Source organism: Paracoccus angustae (genome assembly GCF_042648745.1).
In the GTDB taxonomy this organism is placed as follows: Bacteria; Pseudomonadota; Alphaproteobacteria; order Rhodobacterales; family Rhodobacteraceae; genus Paracoccus; species Paracoccus angustae.
This window is the reverse complement of the sequence record NZ_JBHRXY010000001.1, coordinates 91299-105908: the sequence shown is the minus strand read 5'-3', so window position 1 is coordinate 105908 and position 14610 is coordinate 91299. Positions and strand designations below refer to the sequence as shown.

General features: G+C 66.9%; 13 protein-coding genes and 1 tRNA gene. 4 read left to right on the top strand and 10 right to left on the bottom strand.

Annotated elements, in window-relative coordinates:
* The first annotated feature begins 47 nt into the window (after window positions 1–47).
* Window positions 48–1055, top strand: a complete 1008-nt coding sequence (gene ftsY, locus ACFOM8_RS00465) for a signal recognition particle-docking protein FtsY (protein ID WP_377758305.1) — start codon at window positions 48–50, stop codon at window positions 1053–1055.
* 78 nt (window positions 1056–1133) lie between these two features.
* Here the strand turns inward: ftsY and ACFOM8_RS00460 are convergent, their stop codons facing one another.
* From ACFOM8_RS00460 to hisS, 4 genes are all read right to left on the bottom strand, one after another.
* On the bottom strand, window positions 1134–1403 hold the full coding sequence (locus tag ACFOM8_RS00460) for a DUF2171 domain-containing protein (protein ID WP_377758303.1): 270 nt from the start codon (window positions 1401–1403) through the stop codon (window positions 1134–1136).
* A 106-nt stretch (window positions 1404–1509) separates the two neighbouring features.
* Window positions 1510–2190: an ATP phosphoribosyltransferase gene (hisG, locus tag ACFOM8_RS00455; RefSeq protein WP_377758301.1), complete on the bottom strand. Its 681-nt coding sequence runs from the start codon at window positions 2188–2190 to the stop codon at window positions 1510–1512.
* Window positions 2187–3248, bottom strand: a complete 1062-nt coding sequence (locus ACFOM8_RS00450; protein WP_377759151.1) for an ATP phosphoribosyltransferase regulatory subunit — start codon at window positions 3246–3248, stop codon at window positions 2187–2189. Before ACFOM8_RS00450 ends, hisG begins: the two co-directional genes overlap by 4 nt.
* Window positions 3248–4729 (bottom strand): histidine--tRNA ligase, encoded by a 1482-nt coding sequence (hisS, locus tag ACFOM8_RS00445; protein WP_377758300.1) that lies wholly within the window; start codon window positions 4727–4729, stop codon window positions 3248–3250. Before hisS ends, ACFOM8_RS00450 begins: the two co-directional genes overlap by 1 nt.
* Window positions 4730–4780: 51 nt before the next feature.
* Between hisS and ACFOM8_RS00440 the strand changes: the two genes are divergently transcribed.
* Entirely contained in the window at window positions 4781–4999 is a 219-nt protein-coding gene (locus tag ACFOM8_RS00440) for a SlyX family protein (RefSeq protein WP_377758298.1), read from the top strand.
* Between the two features lie 88 nt (window positions 5000–5087).
* On the opposite strand, the gene pgi is transcribed toward ACFOM8_RS00440, so the two are convergent.
* From pgi to ACFOM8_RS00415, 5 genes are read right to left on the bottom strand one after another with little or no spacing between them, the layout of a single operon-like run.
* A complete protein-coding gene (gene pgi, locus ACFOM8_RS00435) occupies window positions 5088–6698 on the bottom strand; it encodes a glucose-6-phosphate isomerase (RefSeq protein ID WP_377758297.1) in 1611 nt (536 codons plus the stop codon).
* 13 nt (window positions 6699–6711) lie between these two features.
* On the bottom strand, window positions 6712–7383 hold the full coding sequence (pgl, locus tag ACFOM8_RS00430; protein ID WP_377759150.1) for a 6-phosphogluconolactonase: 672 nt from the start codon (window positions 7381–7383) through the stop codon (window positions 6712–6714).
* 2 nt (window positions 7384–7385) lie between these two features.
* A complete protein-coding gene (zwf, locus tag ACFOM8_RS00425; protein WP_377759148.1) occupies window positions 7386–8837 on the bottom strand; it encodes a glucose-6-phosphate dehydrogenase in 1452 nt (483 codons plus the stop codon).
* 60 nt (window positions 8838–8897) lie between these two features.
* The gene (locus tag ACFOM8_RS00420; protein ID WP_377758295.1) at window positions 8898–9437 is read right to left on the bottom strand and encodes an RSP_2648 family PIN domain-containing protein; all 540 of its coding nucleotides are present in this window, start codon (window positions 9435–9437) and stop codon (window positions 8898–8900) included.
* Window positions 9437–10630: an RSP_2647 family RNA methyltransferase gene (locus ACFOM8_RS00415; RefSeq protein WP_377758293.1), complete on the bottom strand. Its 1194-nt coding sequence runs from the start codon at window positions 10628–10630 to the stop codon at window positions 9437–9439. Before ACFOM8_RS00415 ends, ACFOM8_RS00420 begins: the two co-directional genes overlap by 1 nt.
* 146 nt (window positions 10631–10776) lie before the next feature.
* Between ACFOM8_RS00415 and edd the strand changes: the two genes are divergently transcribed.
* Both edd and ACFOM8_RS00405 read left to right on the top strand, forming a co-directional pair.
* The gene (gene edd, locus ACFOM8_RS00410; RefSeq protein WP_377758292.1) at window positions 10777–12579 is read left to right on the top strand and encodes a phosphogluconate dehydratase; all 1803 of its coding nucleotides are present in this window, start codon (window positions 10777–10779) and stop codon (window positions 12577–12579) included.
* A 44-nt stretch (window positions 12580–12623) separates the two neighbouring features.
* Window positions 12624–12713: transfer RNA gene (locus ACFOM8_RS00405), tRNA-Ser, on the top strand.
* Between the two features lie 279 nt (window positions 12714–12992).
* On the opposite strand, the gene ACFOM8_RS00400 is transcribed toward ACFOM8_RS00405, so the two are convergent.
* Window positions 12993–14609, bottom strand: a complete 1617-nt coding sequence (locus ACFOM8_RS00400; protein WP_377758291.1) for a type I restriction-modification system subunit M — start codon at window positions 14607–14609, stop codon at window positions 12993–12995.
* Window position 14610: the final 1 nt, after the last annotated feature.

Sequence of the window (14610 nt, the reverse complement as noted above, 5' to 3'; positions counted from 1 at the left end):
TCGGCCCGCAGCGATTAGGGTCTTCGGCGGATTGGAAAGGTGCGGGCATGTCGTTTTTCACCAAATTGCGCGAACGGCTGACGCGGTCGTCTTCGAAGATCGGAGAAGGGCTGGACGACATCGTCGAGGCCGCGCCCGAGGCTGCCCCCGCCCCGGCGCCCGCCCCTTCGGGCGGGATCGTGGGACGCCTGTTCGGCACCGCCCCCGCCACGCGCCCCGAGGAGCCGCGCCGCGCCCTCGACGACGAGATGCTCGAGGAACTGGAGGACATGCTTGTCCAGGCGGACCTGGGCGTCGAAACCGCCTTGCGCGTGACGGCCAACATCGCCGAGGGCCGGATGGGCCGCCGGGTGTCGTCCACCGAACTCAAGGAGCTTCTGGCGGGCGAGATCGCCCGGATCATGACCCCCGTGGCCCGCCCCCTGCCCCTTTATCCGAAAAAGCCGCAGGTGGTCCTGGTCGTGGGCGTCAACGGCGCGGGCAAGACCACCACCATCGGCAAGCTTGCCAGCCAGTTCCGCGCGGCGGGCAAGTCGGTGATGATCGCGGCGGGCGACACCTTCCGCGCCGCCGCCGTGGAACAGTTGCAGATCTGGGGCCAGCGGGCGGGCGTGCCGGTGATGGTCGCGGCCCAGGGCAGCGACCCTGCCAGCCTTGCCTTCGACGCCATGACCCGGGCCGAAGCCGAGGGCGCCGACCTGCTGATGATCGACACGGCCGGCCGCTTGCAGAACCGCCAGGATCTGATGGAGGAACTGGCCAAGATCGTCCGCGTGATCCGCAAGAAGGATCCGGGCGCGCCGCACAACACGCTTCTGGTGCTGGATGCAACCACCGGCCAGAACGCGCTCAATCAGGTGGAAACATTCCGCCAGCTGGCCGATGTCTCGGGCCTGGTGATGACGAAGCTGGACGGAACCGCGCGCGGCGGCGTGCTGGTGGCGCTTGCCGATCGTTTCGGCCTGCCGATCCATGCCATCGGCGTCGGCGAGCAGATCGACGATCTGGACGCCTTCGACGCGAACGACTTCGCCCGCGCGCTGGTCGGGCTGTAGGGCGGCCGGCAGGGTTAAAAGCCCCGCCCGGCCGCAAGCGGCAAAGGCCGGATGCCGATCATCCGGCCAGCCATCCCGTCAAAGGCTGTCGGCGATCGGCGAGCCGTCCTTTTCCTGAAGCAACTGCCCTGCATTGGCGGCATCGGCCGACAGCCACAGCTTGCCCCCGTCGACTGACGCGACATCCGCCAGGGGGAGGTAATGGTGATGGTCCTTCGACTGCCCGTGCGCCTCGTCCTTGCGGGTCAGCTTGATGCGGTCGCCGTCCAGATGGTCCACCTTGCCCACATGCACGCCATCGGCACCGACGACTTCCATATGCTCCTTGATCTGGCTCGAGTCGATCATCGCAAATCCTCCGTTTTCACCCGCCCGCCCGGGCGGCACCGTGGTAACGTCCGGTCCGGCGGATTCGATCCATTCCAAAAGCAAGGCGTCGTTTGTCTAACCGTCCTTATCCTTCCGCCAGAAGGGACAGGAACGCCCGGACCTCAGCCGTTTCAGCGGCGGCGCGGTTGGCGAACAGCGTTGCCTGGCTGGCAAGGATCAGGGCGTCGGGAAGGATTTTGAGGTGATTGGCCCGCAGGGTTTCGCCCGAACTGGTGATGTCCGCAATCGCTTCGGCGGTCTGGTTGGCGACCGTGCCTTCGGTCGCGCCCTGGGAATCCACCAGTTGATAATCCGCGACCTCGTGGCCAGCCAGCCATGCCCGGACCAGCCGGTGATACTTGGTGGCGATCCGCAGGCGGAAGCCGTGCGCGGCGCGGAAATCGCGGGCGATGGCCGCGAAATCGTCCAGGTTTTCGCAATCCCGCCAGCAATCGGGCACCGCCAGGATCAGGTCGGCATGGCCAAAGCCCATGGGCGCCACCTCGGCCACGTCGGACCGCCAGCCCGCCAGCTTCTCGCGCACCAGATCGGTGCCGGTCACGCCAAGCTCGATCCGGCCCGCGGCCAGTTCGCGCGGGATCTCGCCCGCCGACAGCAGGACAAGCGACACGCCGTCGGCGCCCTGCACCCGGCCCGCGTATTCGCGGTCCGAGCCGCTGCGCGACAAGGCCACCCCCCGGGCGGCGAACCAGTCGAAGGTCTGTTCCATCAGCCGCCCCTTGGACGGCACGCCCAGCCGGATCATGCGGCCTCCAGTTCGGCAATTAGGCCCGGACGGATGATGCCGCCCACCGCCGGAATGGCGCGCCCGCCCCGCCCCAGCACGGCGGTCAGCGCGTCGTATCGCCCGCCCGTCGCGACGGGCGGCCAGTCTGCGCGCCCTTGCGCCAGAAAGCTGAAGGTGAAGCCGTCGTAATATTCCATCGTGCGGTGACCGTGGCTTGCGTCGAACAGGACGGCTTCGGGCGCGACGCCCAGATCCGACAGCATCCCCGACCGTTCCCCGACACGGCCGATGACGGGTTCAAGGTCCGGCCATTCCCGCGCCAGGTCCGACAGTTGCGCCAAGGCGTCCGGGATCGGGGCGCTGATGGAGAACAGCCGGTCCAGCCGCGCGGTCCAGACCGGATCAAGCGGCGCGGCCTTCTGATCGGCGATCAGCCGGGCCATGCGCCGCTTCATCTCGGCTTCGGACCGCAGCCCGGCCCAGGGGGCGGCGCTTTTGGCAAAGGTGCGCGGGGCTGCGGGCCGCGAAAACCGCTCCAGCAGCCGCCCGAACCGGCCCGGCCGCCAGACATGATGCAGCAAAGCCTCGCGCCGGGCGTCCGACAGCGGCAGCGCGCGGACGGCATTCATCACCAGCCCCATGTCGCCCGTCACGGCGCGCAGCCCATAGGGCGCCAGCAGCCGGTGGAACAGCGCGAAGACCTCGGCGTCGGCCTGGCGGTCGTGGGCGAACAGTTCGAACCCCGCTTGGAGGTATTCGTTGTCGCGCGGGTTTGCCGGCCGCTCCTCGCCGGGATCCTGCTTGCGGAACACCTCGCCCAGATAGCAATAGCGGGCGGGTTCCGCGCCCCCCGCCATGTGCATCTGCACCACCGGCACGGTGAAGTCGGGCCGCAGCATCACCTCGCCCCGCAAGGGATCGGTCGAGGTATAGGCGCGGGCGCGAATATCCTCGCCATACAGGTCCAGCAGCGTATCGGCGGGCAGAAGGATGTCGGGCGCGACCTCGACCGCGCCCGCCCCGCGGAAGGCCGACAGGAACCGCTGGCCGACGGCCTGCTTGTCGCGCTTGGAGATCATCCGACGATCCGCCGCACTTCCGCGACCAGATCGGCGCGGGGCACCTCGGTCTGGGCGGGCTGCGCCTTCCATTCGTCAAGGCTGGCTTCGGCCGCGATGCGCGCGCCCAGAACCAGATCCTTGACCTGCACGACGCCCCGCGCGGCCTCGTCCCCGCCCTGGATGATCGCAACCGGCGCGCCGCGCTTGTCGGCGTATTTCAACTGGTTGCCGAAGTTCTTGGGGTTGCCCAGATAAACCTCGGCCCGGATGCCCGCCGCGCGCAGGTCCGCCGCCATCGCCTGGTAATCCGCCATCCGGTCCCGGTCCATGACGGTGACGACCACCGGTCCCTGCGCCTGCGTGCCGGCCAGCCCCCTGGCGCGCAGCGCGGCCAGCAGCCGGTCCACGCCGATGCTGACCCCGGTCGCGGGCACCTTCTGGCCCGTGAAGCGTTCAACCAGCCCGTCATAGCGCCCGCCGCCCGCGACGGACCCGAACTGCCGCTTGCGGCCCTTGTCGTCCAGGATCTCGAAGGTCAGTTCGGCCTCGAAGACCGGACCGGTGTAATAGCCCAGGCCGCGCACGACCGAGGGGTCGATGACCGCCCGATCCTCGGCCACGCCCATGGCCGCCAGCATTCCGGCGATCTCGGCCAGCTCCTCCACGCCCTCGGCCCCGATGGCCGATGCGCCGACCGCTGCGCGGAGGTTCTCCAAGGTTGCGGCGTTGTCCGCCCCTTTCGAGGTCAGGAAGGCCAGCACCGGCGCGGCCTGCGTCTCGGACAGGCCCACGCCCTCGATCACCGCGCCGCTGTCGTCCTTGCGGCCCGTGGTCAGCAGCGCCAGCACGCCGTCGCGGCCCACCTTGTCGAACTTGTCGATCTGGCGCAGCACGTCGTCGGCCCGGTCGGGGCGAACCCCGGCCGCTTCCAGGACGCCGTTCAGCACCTTGCGGTTGTTGATCCGCACCAGATAGTCGCCGCGCGCGATGCCCACGGCCTCCAGCGCATCGGCCAGCATCGCGCAGATCTCGGCATCCGCCGCGACGGACGCGGACCCCACCGTATCCGCGTCGCATTGATAGAACTGCCGGAACCGCCCCGGCCCCGGCTTCTCGTTGCGCCAGACCGGCCCCATGGCATAGCGCCGATAAGGCGAGGGCAGATCGTTGCGGAACTGCGCCGCCACCCGCGCCAAGGGCGCCGTCAGGTCATAGCGCAGCGCCAGCCAGTCGCCCGACCCGCCGCCGGGAACGGCGTCCTCCTGCCAGGCGAACACCCCGGCATTGGGACGGTCCACGTCGGGCAGGAACTTGCCCAGGGCCTCGACCGTCTCGACGGCGCTGGTTTCCAGGGGATCGAATCCATGGCGGTGATAGATTTCGGCGATCCGGTCCAGCATCGCCTTGCGTTCGGTCACGTCCGCGCCGAAATAGTCGCGAAAGCCCTTGGGCGTGTCCGCCTTGGGACGGGGCTGTTTTTTCTGATCTTTCGCCATGGTCCTGCCTTTCCGGCCAAATCCGTGGCTGCCTTAACCGAAGGGGCCGATATGGACAAGGATACCGAGACGCGAATTCTCGCAGCCGAAGAAGCGCTGGCGCATCTGACGCGCGTGACCGACGACCTGCACGAGGTCATCGCCCGCCAGGACGCCGAGATCGCCCTGCTGACCCGCCGGGTCGAGATGCTGATGCGCTTCGCCGCCGAACAGCAGGCCGATGCCGAAGGCTCGATCCCCCTGGCCGACCAGCGCCCGCCGCACTGGTAGGCGGCAGGGCTTCTTCTTTGCAGCAAATACCCCCGGGGGGGACGCGCGGAACGCGCTTGGGGGGCAGGCGGCCCCCCGGCCAGGCTGCCTATCCGCGCATCCGGCGGAACAGGCTCGCCAGATGCTCGGTGGACGCATCGTGGCCCGGCGCGCTCTCGCCTTTCAGCAGCGGCCCGACCTTCAGCGCCAGTTCCTTGCCAAGCTCGACCCCCCACTGGTCGAAGCTGTTGATGCTCAGGATCACGCCTTCGACGAACACGCGATGTTCATACAGCGCGACGATCTGGCCCAGGGCAAAGGGCGTCAGCTTCTCGATCAGCAGCGTGGTCGAGGGGCGGTTTCCAGGAAACACCCGGTGACGCGCCTGCCGGTCCAGTTCCGCGCCTTCCAGTCCCTTGGCCCGCATCAGCGCGCGCGCCTCGTCCAGCGTGCGGCCGCGCATCAGGGCCTCGGATTGCGCAAGGCAGTTCGCGGCCAGCAGGATGTGATGGTGCGCCAGATCATCCTCGTGGCCGCGCGCGGCCAGGATGAATTCGCAAGGCACCGGCGTCGTGCCCTGGTGGATCAGCTGGTAAAAGGCGTGCTGGCCGTTGGTGCCCGGCTCGCCCCAGACGACCGGGCCGGACACGACGGTCAGGTCGGACCCGTCCATGGCGACGCGCTTGCCGTTCGATTCCATTTCCAGCTGTTGCAGATAGGCCGGCAGCCGCATCAGGCGGTTGTCGTAGGGCAGCACCGCGCGGGTCGGATAGCTGCAGATCTGGTGGTGCCATATGCCCACCAGGGCCAGCAGCACCGGCAGGTTTTCCGCCAAGGGCGCGCTGCGGAAATGCGCGTCCATCGCAGCGGCGCCCGCCAGGAACTCGTCGAACCGCTCGTCCCCGATGGCCAGCATCAGCGACAGCCCGATCGGACCCCAGACGGAATAGCGCCCGCCGACCCAATCCTCGAACCCGAAAACGCGCGACGGGTCGATGCCGAACTCCGCCGTCCTGCCCGCGGCCGAGGACAGCGCCACGAATTGCGCCGCCGGGTCGGTCACGACACGGCCCATCCAGTCGCGCGCGGTTTGGGCGTTGGTCATCGTCTCGATGGTGGTGAAGGTCTTGGACGCCACGATCACCAGGGTCGTCGCCGGATCCAGGCCCTTCAGGGTGTCGGCGATGTCGGCGCCGTCCACGTTGCTGACGAAATGGCAGCGCGGCCCGTCGTGATAGGGCGCCAGGGCAAGAACGGCCATACAGGGGCCAAGGTCGGACCCGCCGATGCCGATATTGACCACGTCCGTGATGGCGCCGCCCTGCCCCGTGAAGGCGCCGGACCGCACGTCGCGGGCGAAATCGGCCATGCGGTCATGCGTTTCGCGCACGGCGGGCATCACATCCTGGCCGTCCACCGTCACGCTGCCGCGCAGGTTGCGCAAGGCGGTATGAAGAACGGCGCGGCCTTCGGTCTCGTTGATCTTCTCACCCGCGAACATCGCCTCGCGTCGGCCCGCCACGTCCGCGCCTTCCGCCAATTCGACCAGCAGATCGCGCGCGCCCGCGTCGATGGCCGTCTTGGACCAGTCGAAAACCAGGCCGTCGGCCTCGGTGCAGAAGGCGCGGGCGCGGGCCGGATCGGCATCGAACAGGTCGGCGATGTGGGTCTCGCCCTGCGCCTGCCGATGGGATTTCAGGCGGGTCCAGATCTCTGTCATGTGGGAAAGGCTCCTATTCGGCCCAATGAACGGTGGCGTTGTCCAGAAAGGCGCGGATCGGCGCCTCGAGCGGGTCGAGCTTCTGCGCCCGCTCCAGCGCCCCACGCTTTTCCGGGCCCATGATCAGGACATGGACATTCATCGCGTCGGCCAGGGCCGGGCGGGTCAGGGTGATGCGCGGCTCCTCGGCGCCTTCGGCGCGGATCGGCAGAACCAGGGGGGCGTCGGATGCCAGCCCCTCGGCCAAGCGGTCGGCGCCGGGGAACAGGCTCGCTGTATGCATGTCGTTGCCCATGCCCAGCAGGACCACGGTGATCGGCAGATGCGGGCGGATCGCCTCGGCCAGGGATTCGGCGGCCTCGTCAGGCGTCGCGGCCCCGGTGTAAAGGTCGATATAGTTCGCCGCGGCCGCCCGGTCGCGCAGAAGGTGACGGCGCAGCAGGCGGCCGTTCGACCGCTTGTGTTCGCCGTCCACCCAGCGTTCGTCGCCCAGAAAGACCGTGACGCGGTTCCAGTCGATATCCGCCCCGCTGAGCGTCTCGAAGACCAGCGTGGGCGATGTCCCGCCCGGCACGCAAAGGCTGGCCGTGTCGCCCGTGCGCAGCTGCTGCGCCAGCTGCGAGGCCATCTGGTCGGCCAGCGACAGGGACAGCATCTCGCGGTCGGGGTATTCCTTGAAGATCATGCTCATCCGCGGATTTCCCTCCATCGGCGATTGTCGCGATGCATCAGGCGCAACGCTTCCTCGGGCCCCGAGGATCCCGCGTCGTAAGGTTCGGGGCGGCGCTTGCTGTCTTCCCAGGCGGCGATGATGGGGTCGGTCCAGGCCCAGGCGGCCTCGACCTCGTCGCCGCGCATGAACAGGGTCTGGTTGCCCCGGATCACGTCCATGATCAGCCGTTCATAGGCGTCGGGCATGTCGCTGCCGTCGGCGCCAAGCGCATCGGCAAAGGACATGTCCAGCGGCACCTGCACCAGCCGCATCCCCCCCGGGCCCGGTTCCTTGATCATCACCTTGAGGTTCATGCCCTCGTTCGGTTGCAGGCGGATGACAAGTTCGTTGGCCTTGGGCGCGCCGCTGTCGTCGAAGATCGAATGCGGCGGCTCGCGGAAGACGATGGCGATCTCGCTGGTGCGGGCGCGCAGCTTCTTTCCGGTGCGCAGGTAGAAGGGCGTGCCCTGCCAGCGCCAGTTGGAAATGCAGACCTTCATCGCGACATAGCTTTCGGTGCGCGAATCGGGGTTTTCCGCGTCCTCGAGATAGCCGGTGGACTTGCCGTCGGCCTGATACTGGCCGCGCACGATGTCGCCGGCGCTGACCGGCTGAAGCGCGCGGATCACCTTTAGCTTTTCGTCGCGCACGGCGTTCGGGTCGAAGTGATAGGGCGGCTCCATCGCGATCAGGCACAGAAGCTGCATCATGTGGTTCTGAACCATGTCCCGGATCGCGCCGGACTTGTCGTAATAGCTGCCGCGCCCGGCCACGCCCACGGTCTCGGCCACGGTGATCTGGACGTGATCGACGTATTGGGAATTCCACAGCGGCTCGAACAGGATGTTGGCAAAGCGGACCGCCATCAGGTTCTGGACGGTTTCCTTGCCCAGGTAATGGTCGATGCGATAAATCTGTTCTTCGCGGAAATGCTGGGCCAGCATGGCGTTCAGCGCGCGCGCCGTCCGCAAGTCGCGGCCAAAGGGCTTTTCCACGACGATGCGGCTGTCCGCGTCCGCGATGCCGTTCGAGGCCAGCCGTTCCGCGATGTCGCCGAACAGCGCCGGCGCGACCGAGAAATAGAAGGCATGAACCGCGCCCGGGCGCATCCGGGCCTTTAGGTCGGCCCATCCCCCCTCGCCCTTGGCGTCGATGGGCGTATAGCCCAGCAGTTGCAGGAACTGCGCCAGCCGGGGATCGTTCTTCTGGACGCCGGCAAATTCGACAACGGCCTTGGCCGCTTCCTCGCGGAAGCCATGGTCGTCCTGCTCGGTGCGCGCCGCGCCGATGATGCGCGAGCTTTCGGGGATCTGACCCGCAACGAAGCGCCGGAACAGGCCCGGCAGGATCTTGCGTTGCGCCAGGTCGCCCGTGGCGCCGAAAATCACCAGATCGAAGTCGTCAACGGGAATGACGCGCGAGACCATGCTGTCCTCCTTGGGGTTGGCAGTCGCCATATTCCTTGTTAGCGTTAACAGCAACTCGGTTCAACCTCTCAGGGCCTTGGCCAGCCGAGGGAGGCGGCAGCGTTTGAGCATTTCGGCGGCAGTCATGGCGCCGCCCAGGGCAGCCGCCTTGCCGCGCGCCGTCTGGACGGCCTTGCCGACGGCCGGCGGATCCGCCGCCAGCAGGTCCAGCAGGAAAGCATCGGGATGGATCGCCCGCAGACCCAGGCCTGCCATCAGCCGCTGGGGGAAATCGCGCAGGTTCGCGGTGACGATCAGGGGCGCGCGCCCTGCAAGCGCGGCCTCGACCACGTGCCGGTCGGCAGGGTCGGGAAAATGCCCGTCGATGGCAAGGGTACCGTTGTCGGGCATTTCGGCGCCGGGAAAGCGGTCGCGCAGCAGCGCGATCTCGGCCCCCGCAACGGCGTCCTGATCCGGTCCAAGCCGGGCGGCCGCGTGGCGCCATTCGGCCAGGATGCGGGGCGACCACAGCGGCACGAACAGCCCGGCCGCGGCCAGATCGGTCAGGATCTCTCGCAGAATGGTGGGGAACAGGACGTTGGCGTCAAGAACAGCGCGCATCAGTCCAGCCGGAAGAACAGCGCCTTGAGATAGCCGGTTTCCGCCAGCTGCGGCAGCATCGGATGATCCGGCCCGGCCTGGCCCGTGTGGATCAGCACGCCGCGCCGCCCGCCACGTCCGATGCCGCGCGCGCTGACATTGCGGAAGGCCGTCAGGTCGGCGGCGTGCGAGCAGCTGCACAGGCCCAGATAGCCGCCCGGCGCGACCAGCGGCGCGGCCATCTTCGCCACGCGCTCGTAGGCGCGCAGCCCCGCCTCCAGCGCGGGTTTCGAGGGCGCGAAGGCGGGCGGGTCGCAAACCACGACATCGAAGCGGCGGCCCTCGGCGGCCAGCTGCTCCATCGCCTTGAAAGCGTCGGACTGAATGGTGTCAAGCCGGTCGGCGGCATCCATCCGCCCTGCCCCGCCCTTGGCCAGGTCCAGGGCCGCCGCGCTGCCGTCGACGCAGGTGGCATGGGCCGCGCCCGCCGCCAGACCCGCAAGCCCAAAGCCGCCCACGTGGCTGAACACATCCAGCACCGTCGCGCCCCGCGCCAGCCGTTGCGCAAAGGCATGGTTCGGGCGCTGGTCGAAGAACAGCCCGGTCTTCTGCCCGCCCATCAAGTCGGCCAGATAGGTCGCGCCGTTCATCGGCACCGGGATCGGCTGGCCCGGGGCCTGGCCGCGCAGAACCTCCATCCGTTCGTCCAGCCCTTCCAGACCGCGCGCGCGCCCCTGCCCGTTCAGGATCACGGTGGACACGCCGGTGACATCGACCAGCGCATCGGCCAGATCCCCGGCCATCCGGTCGGCCCAGGCGGCGTTCGGCTGAACCACCGCCGCATCGCCGAAACGGTCGATCACCAGTCCCGGCAGTCCGTCGGCCTCGGCATGGACCAGTCGGTAAAAGGGCGTGTCGTAAAGCCGTTCCCGCATTGCCAAGGCCCGCGCCAGCTTGGCGCGCAGCCATGCGCCGTCGATGGAGGCCCGGGTTTCGGGATCCATCACCCGCGCGACGATCTTCGAATTCGGGTTGACCGTCACCAGCGCGAGGGGCTTGCGCTCGGCATCCTCCAGCACGGCGAAGCTGCCCGCGGGAATGGCGCGGCTGCGCCGGTCCAGCACGGCCTCGTCCGCGAAAACCCAGGGAAAGCCGTGGCGGATCGCCTGGGGCTTGGATTTCGGGCGCAGGCGCAGCACGGGCAGATCGGTCATGGGAATGTATCCTTTCGCGCCCTGGATCTGGCACGCCGCCCCGCCCGGCACAAGTCCGTCGCCCAGCAAACCGCACACCGGCACAAGAGACATTGAACCGTTAACGCTAACAACGTATATTCCCCTTACGCAGAAGGAGCCAGCCCATGACCCCGCACGCCACCATCGACCGCGTCACCGACAGAATCCGCGCCCGGTCCCGCACCACGCGCGAGGCCTATCTGACAAAGATCGCCCGCGCGGCCGAGGAAGGCCCCCGCCGCGCCCATCTGTCCTGCGGCAACCAGGCCCATGCCTATGCCGCCATGCCCGACAAGGACGACCTTGCCCTGTCGCGCAAACCCAACATCGGGGTCATCACCGCCTACAACGACATGCTGTCGGCCCATCAGCCCTACGAGCGTTTCCCCGACCTGATCCGCCGGGCCGGCAACGCGGCGGGCGCCACGGTTCAGGTTGCGGGTGGCGTGCCCGCGATGTGCGACGGCGTGACTCAGGGCCGCGCGGGGATGGAGTTGTCGCTGTTTTCCCGCGACGTGATCGCGCTTGCGGCGGGCGTCGGGCTGTCCCACGATTGTTTCGATGCCGCGCTGTATCTGGGCGTCTGCGACAAGATCGTGCCGGGCCTTGTCATGGCCGCCGCGACCTTTGGCCATATCCCGGCGGTGTTCCTGCCCGCCGGTCCCATGCCCTCGGGCCTGCCCAACGACGAGAAATCCCGTGTCCGCCAGCAGTTCGCCGCAGGCGAAGTCGGCCGCGACGCCCTGATGGCGGCCGAGATGGCGTCCTATCATTCGCCCGGCACCTGCACCTTCTACGGCACCGCGAACAGCAACCAGATGCTGATGGAGTTCATGGGCCTGCACCTGCCGGGCAGCAGCTTCGTGAACCCGAACACGCCCCTGCGCGACGCCCTGACCGTGGCGGGCGTCCAGCGCGCCGCCGCGATCACGCGGCTTGGCAACGACTTCCTGCCCGCGGGCGAGGTTCTGGACGAAAAGGCCTTCGTGAACGGCATCGTCGGCCTGATGGCGACGGGCGGCTCCACGAACCTGGTGATGCACATCCCCGCCATGGCCAAGGCCGCGGGCATCCTGATCGACATCGAGGATTTCCACGACATTTCCGAAGCCGTGCCGCTGATGGCGCGCGTCTATCCCAACGGCCTGGCGGACGTGAACCATTTCCACGCGGCAGGCGGCATCGGCTACATGATCGGCCAGCTGCTCGAGGCCGGTCTGCTGCACCCGGACGTGAAGACCATAAACGGCACGGGCCTTGACGGCTATACCGCCGAGCCGAAGCTGGACGGCGACCGAGTCCGGTGGGAGGAAGGATCCCGCGACACGCTGAACGACAAGATCCTGCGCCCCGCCAGCAATCCCTTTGCCCGCACCGGCGGCCTGAAGCAGCTTGGAGGCAACCTGGGCCGGGGGGTCATCAAGGTCAGCGCCGTGGCGGTAGAACGCCACGTGATCGAGGCCAAGGCCCGCGTCTTCAGCGACCAGGATCAAGTCAAGGACGCCTTCAAGGCAGGCGAGCTGACCCAGGACACCGTGGTCGTTGTCCGCTTCCAGGGTCCGCGCGCCAACGGCATGCCCGAGCTTCACTCGCTGACGCCGATCCTGGCCGTCTTGCAGGACCGCGGCCTGAAGGTCGCGCTTCTGACCGACGGCCGCATGTCCGGCGCATCGGGCAAGGTGCCGGCCGCCATCCACATCTCGCCCGAGGCATCGGTCGGCGGCCCCTTGGCGCGCGTCCGCGACGGCGACCTGATCCGCCTGGATGCGGTCCGGGGCACGATCGACTGCCTTGCCCCGGATTTCGAGTCCCGCCCGGCCGCGCCCCACGACCCCCGGTCCAGCAGCGAGGGCATGGGCCGCGAGCTGTTCGCCGCCTTCCGCGCCGTCGCCGGCCCTGCGACCGAGGGCGCCGGCGTGGTGGTGTAAGGGATCTTGGCAATCGCCCTGCCAAGGGTTACGCAGCCCCCGACGGAGCAGTGGCCGAGTGGTCTAAGGCAGCGGTCTTGAAAACCGCCGGGCCAGCGATGGTTCCGTGGGTTCGAATCCCACCTGCTCCGCCACTTGCCCCCGCGAAAGCGTTCTCCCGATCAGGCCGCAGCCGGATCTTCTCGTTGTTTTCAAGGGTTATGCGGGAGGGGCTGAGCACTGGCCCCGGTGCCAGGCGGCCCGGAAGCGGTCTCTCGGGGCAGATATTCTCCGGACCTGTTGCCTGCGTCGATTTGGTGAATTTCTCGTAGTCATCTGTTATTGTTAAAAAATTATGGCGGCATGTCCCGGCACTTCGACGTCAGGGGCATTTTACCGCATGGAACAGAAATCGTACTTTGGTTGAGCTCGGGTTACTCCCGTCCCGGTAGAGGGGAAAGCCCGAGTTCCCTTAAGAACGCGTTGTGCCTCTCAGTTGATCCCCGGATCTGTCCTTCGATTTCACTCAACAACTTTTGCGTAGCGACTAGGTCTAGCTGCTCCTCAGCCAACGCCGTGCTGATGTAACGCGAGATGTTGAGATTATAGCCCTCCTCAGCAATGCGCTCCATGCTCACGCGCTTGGAATAGCGGTCCTCCTCCTTGCGGAATTGGTAGGTTTCGATGATCTTGCCGATGTGATCATCGGTGAGCTGGTTCTGGCGCTTGCCCTTCGCGAAGTGCTCGGCGGCGTTGATGAAGAGCACGTCGTCGGGCTTCTTGCACTTCTTCAAAACAAGGATGCAGACCGGAATGCCCGTCGAATAGAAAAGGTTCGCAGGCAGGCCGATCACTGTATCGATATGACCATCCTTCAGCAGCTTGGTTCGGATGCGCTCTTCCGCCCCACCTCTGAACAGCACCCCGTGGGGCAGGATGATGGCCATCACGCCTTCATCCTTCAGGTAATGGAACCCGTGCAGCAGGAATGCGAAGTCGGCGGCAGACTTGGGCGCTAGCCCATAGTTCTTGAACCGCACATCATCGCCCATCGCCTCGGTCGGCTCCCAGCGCAAGCTGAATGGCGGGTTGGCCACGATGGCATCGAAGGAGGGCTTCTTGGCGGGATTCAACTCGCGCAGAATGTCCCAGTCATTGTTCAGCGTGTCGCCGTGGTAGATTTCGAACTCCGTGTCCTTCACGCCGTGCAACAGCATGTTCATGCGGGCGAGGTTGTAAGTGGTGATGTTCTTTTCTTGCCCGTAGATTCTGCCGATACCGTGCGGACCCATGCGCTTGCGCACGTTCAGAAGCAGCGAGCCTGAACCGCATGCGAAGTCGAACACGCTGGCGAGCCGCTCCTTCTTCCCGGTTGCGGGCTCCTGGCTGTCGAGCGTAACGATCGCGGATAGGATGTCTGACACCTGCTGCGGGGTATAGAACTCTCCCGCCTTTTTGCCCGAACCGGCGGCGAATTGGCCGATCAGATATTCGTAGGCGTCGCCAAGCGCATCCACATCCGAGGAGAAGTCGGCAAGCCCTTTGGCGATTTCGGTGATGATGGTGCAGAGTTTGGCGTTGCGATCAGCGTATGTCCGGCCCAGCTTGTCAGAGCCGAGATTGATTTCCGAGAACAGTCCACCGAACGTGCTCTGGAACGACTCGTTTTCGATATATTTGAAGCCCGCCTGCAGGGTGTTCAACAGTTCGTCGTTCTGGGTGCGCGCCATATGGGCGATGCTGGTCCATAGGTGTTCCGGCTTGATGACGTAGTGCGCCTTGAGACGCATCTGCTTTTCAAAAGCAACCACATCATCGGGGTTCTCCGCATACCAAACAGAGAGGGGCGAGCGCCCGCCATTGCCGATCGCGTTGGGATAGTCGCGCCCTAGCTCCTTCTTCGCAGCCATCTCGTAATTGTCAGAGAGGTAGCGCAGGAAGAGGAAAGAGAGCATGTAATCGCGGAAGTCGTCCGCATTCATCGCGCCGCGCAGCTGGTCGGCGATATTCCAGAGCGTTTTGCCCAGCTGCTTTTGGTTGTGGTCGTTCATT

Bases quoted from the DNA above. Each gene is read 5' to 3' on its own strand.
- ftsY (WP_377758305.1), top strand. From the start codon at position 48: ATGTCGTTTTTCACCAAATTGCGCGAACGGCTGACGCGGTCGTCTTCG.
- ACFOM8_RS00460 (WP_377758303.1), bottom strand. From the start codon at position 1,403: ATGATCGACTCGAGCCAGATCAAGGAGCATATGGAAGTCGTCGGTGCC.
- hisG (WP_377758301.1), bottom strand. From the start codon at position 2,190: ATGATCCGGCTGGGCGTGCCGTCCAAGGGGCGGCTGATGGAACAGACC.
- hisS (WP_377758300.1), bottom strand. From the start codon at position 4,729: ATGGCGAAAGATCAGAAAAAACAGCCCCGTCCCAAGGCGGACACGCCC.
- ACFOM8_RS00440 (WP_377758298.1), top strand. From the start codon at position 4,781: ATGGACAAGGATACCGAGACGCGAATTCTCGCAGCCGAAGAAGCGCTG.
- pgi (WP_377758297.1), bottom strand. From the start codon at position 6,698: ATGACAGAGATCTGGACCCGCCTGAAATCCCATCGGCAGGCGCAGGGC.
- pgl (WP_377759150.1), bottom strand. From the start codon at position 7,383: ATGATCTTCAAGGAATACCCCGACCGCGAGATGCTGTCCCTGTCGCTG.
- zwf (WP_377759148.1), bottom strand. From the start codon at position 8,837: ATGGTCTCGCGCGTCATTCCCGTTGACGACTTCGATCTGGTGATTTTC.
- ACFOM8_RS00420 (WP_377758295.1), bottom strand. From the start codon at position 9,437: ATGCGCGCTGTTCTTGACGCCAACGTCCTGTTCCCCACCATTCTGCGA.
- ACFOM8_RS00415 (WP_377758293.1), bottom strand. From the start codon at position 10,630: ATGACCGATCTGCCCGTGCTGCGCCTGCGCCCGAAATCCAAGCCCCAG.
- edd (WP_377758292.1), top strand. From the start codon at position 10,777: ATGACCCCGCACGCCACCATCGACCGCGTCACCGACAGAATCCGCGCC.
- ACFOM8_RS00400 (WP_377758291.1), bottom strand. From the start codon at position 14,609: ATGAACGACCACAACCAAAAGCAGCTGGGCAAAACGCTCTGGAATATC.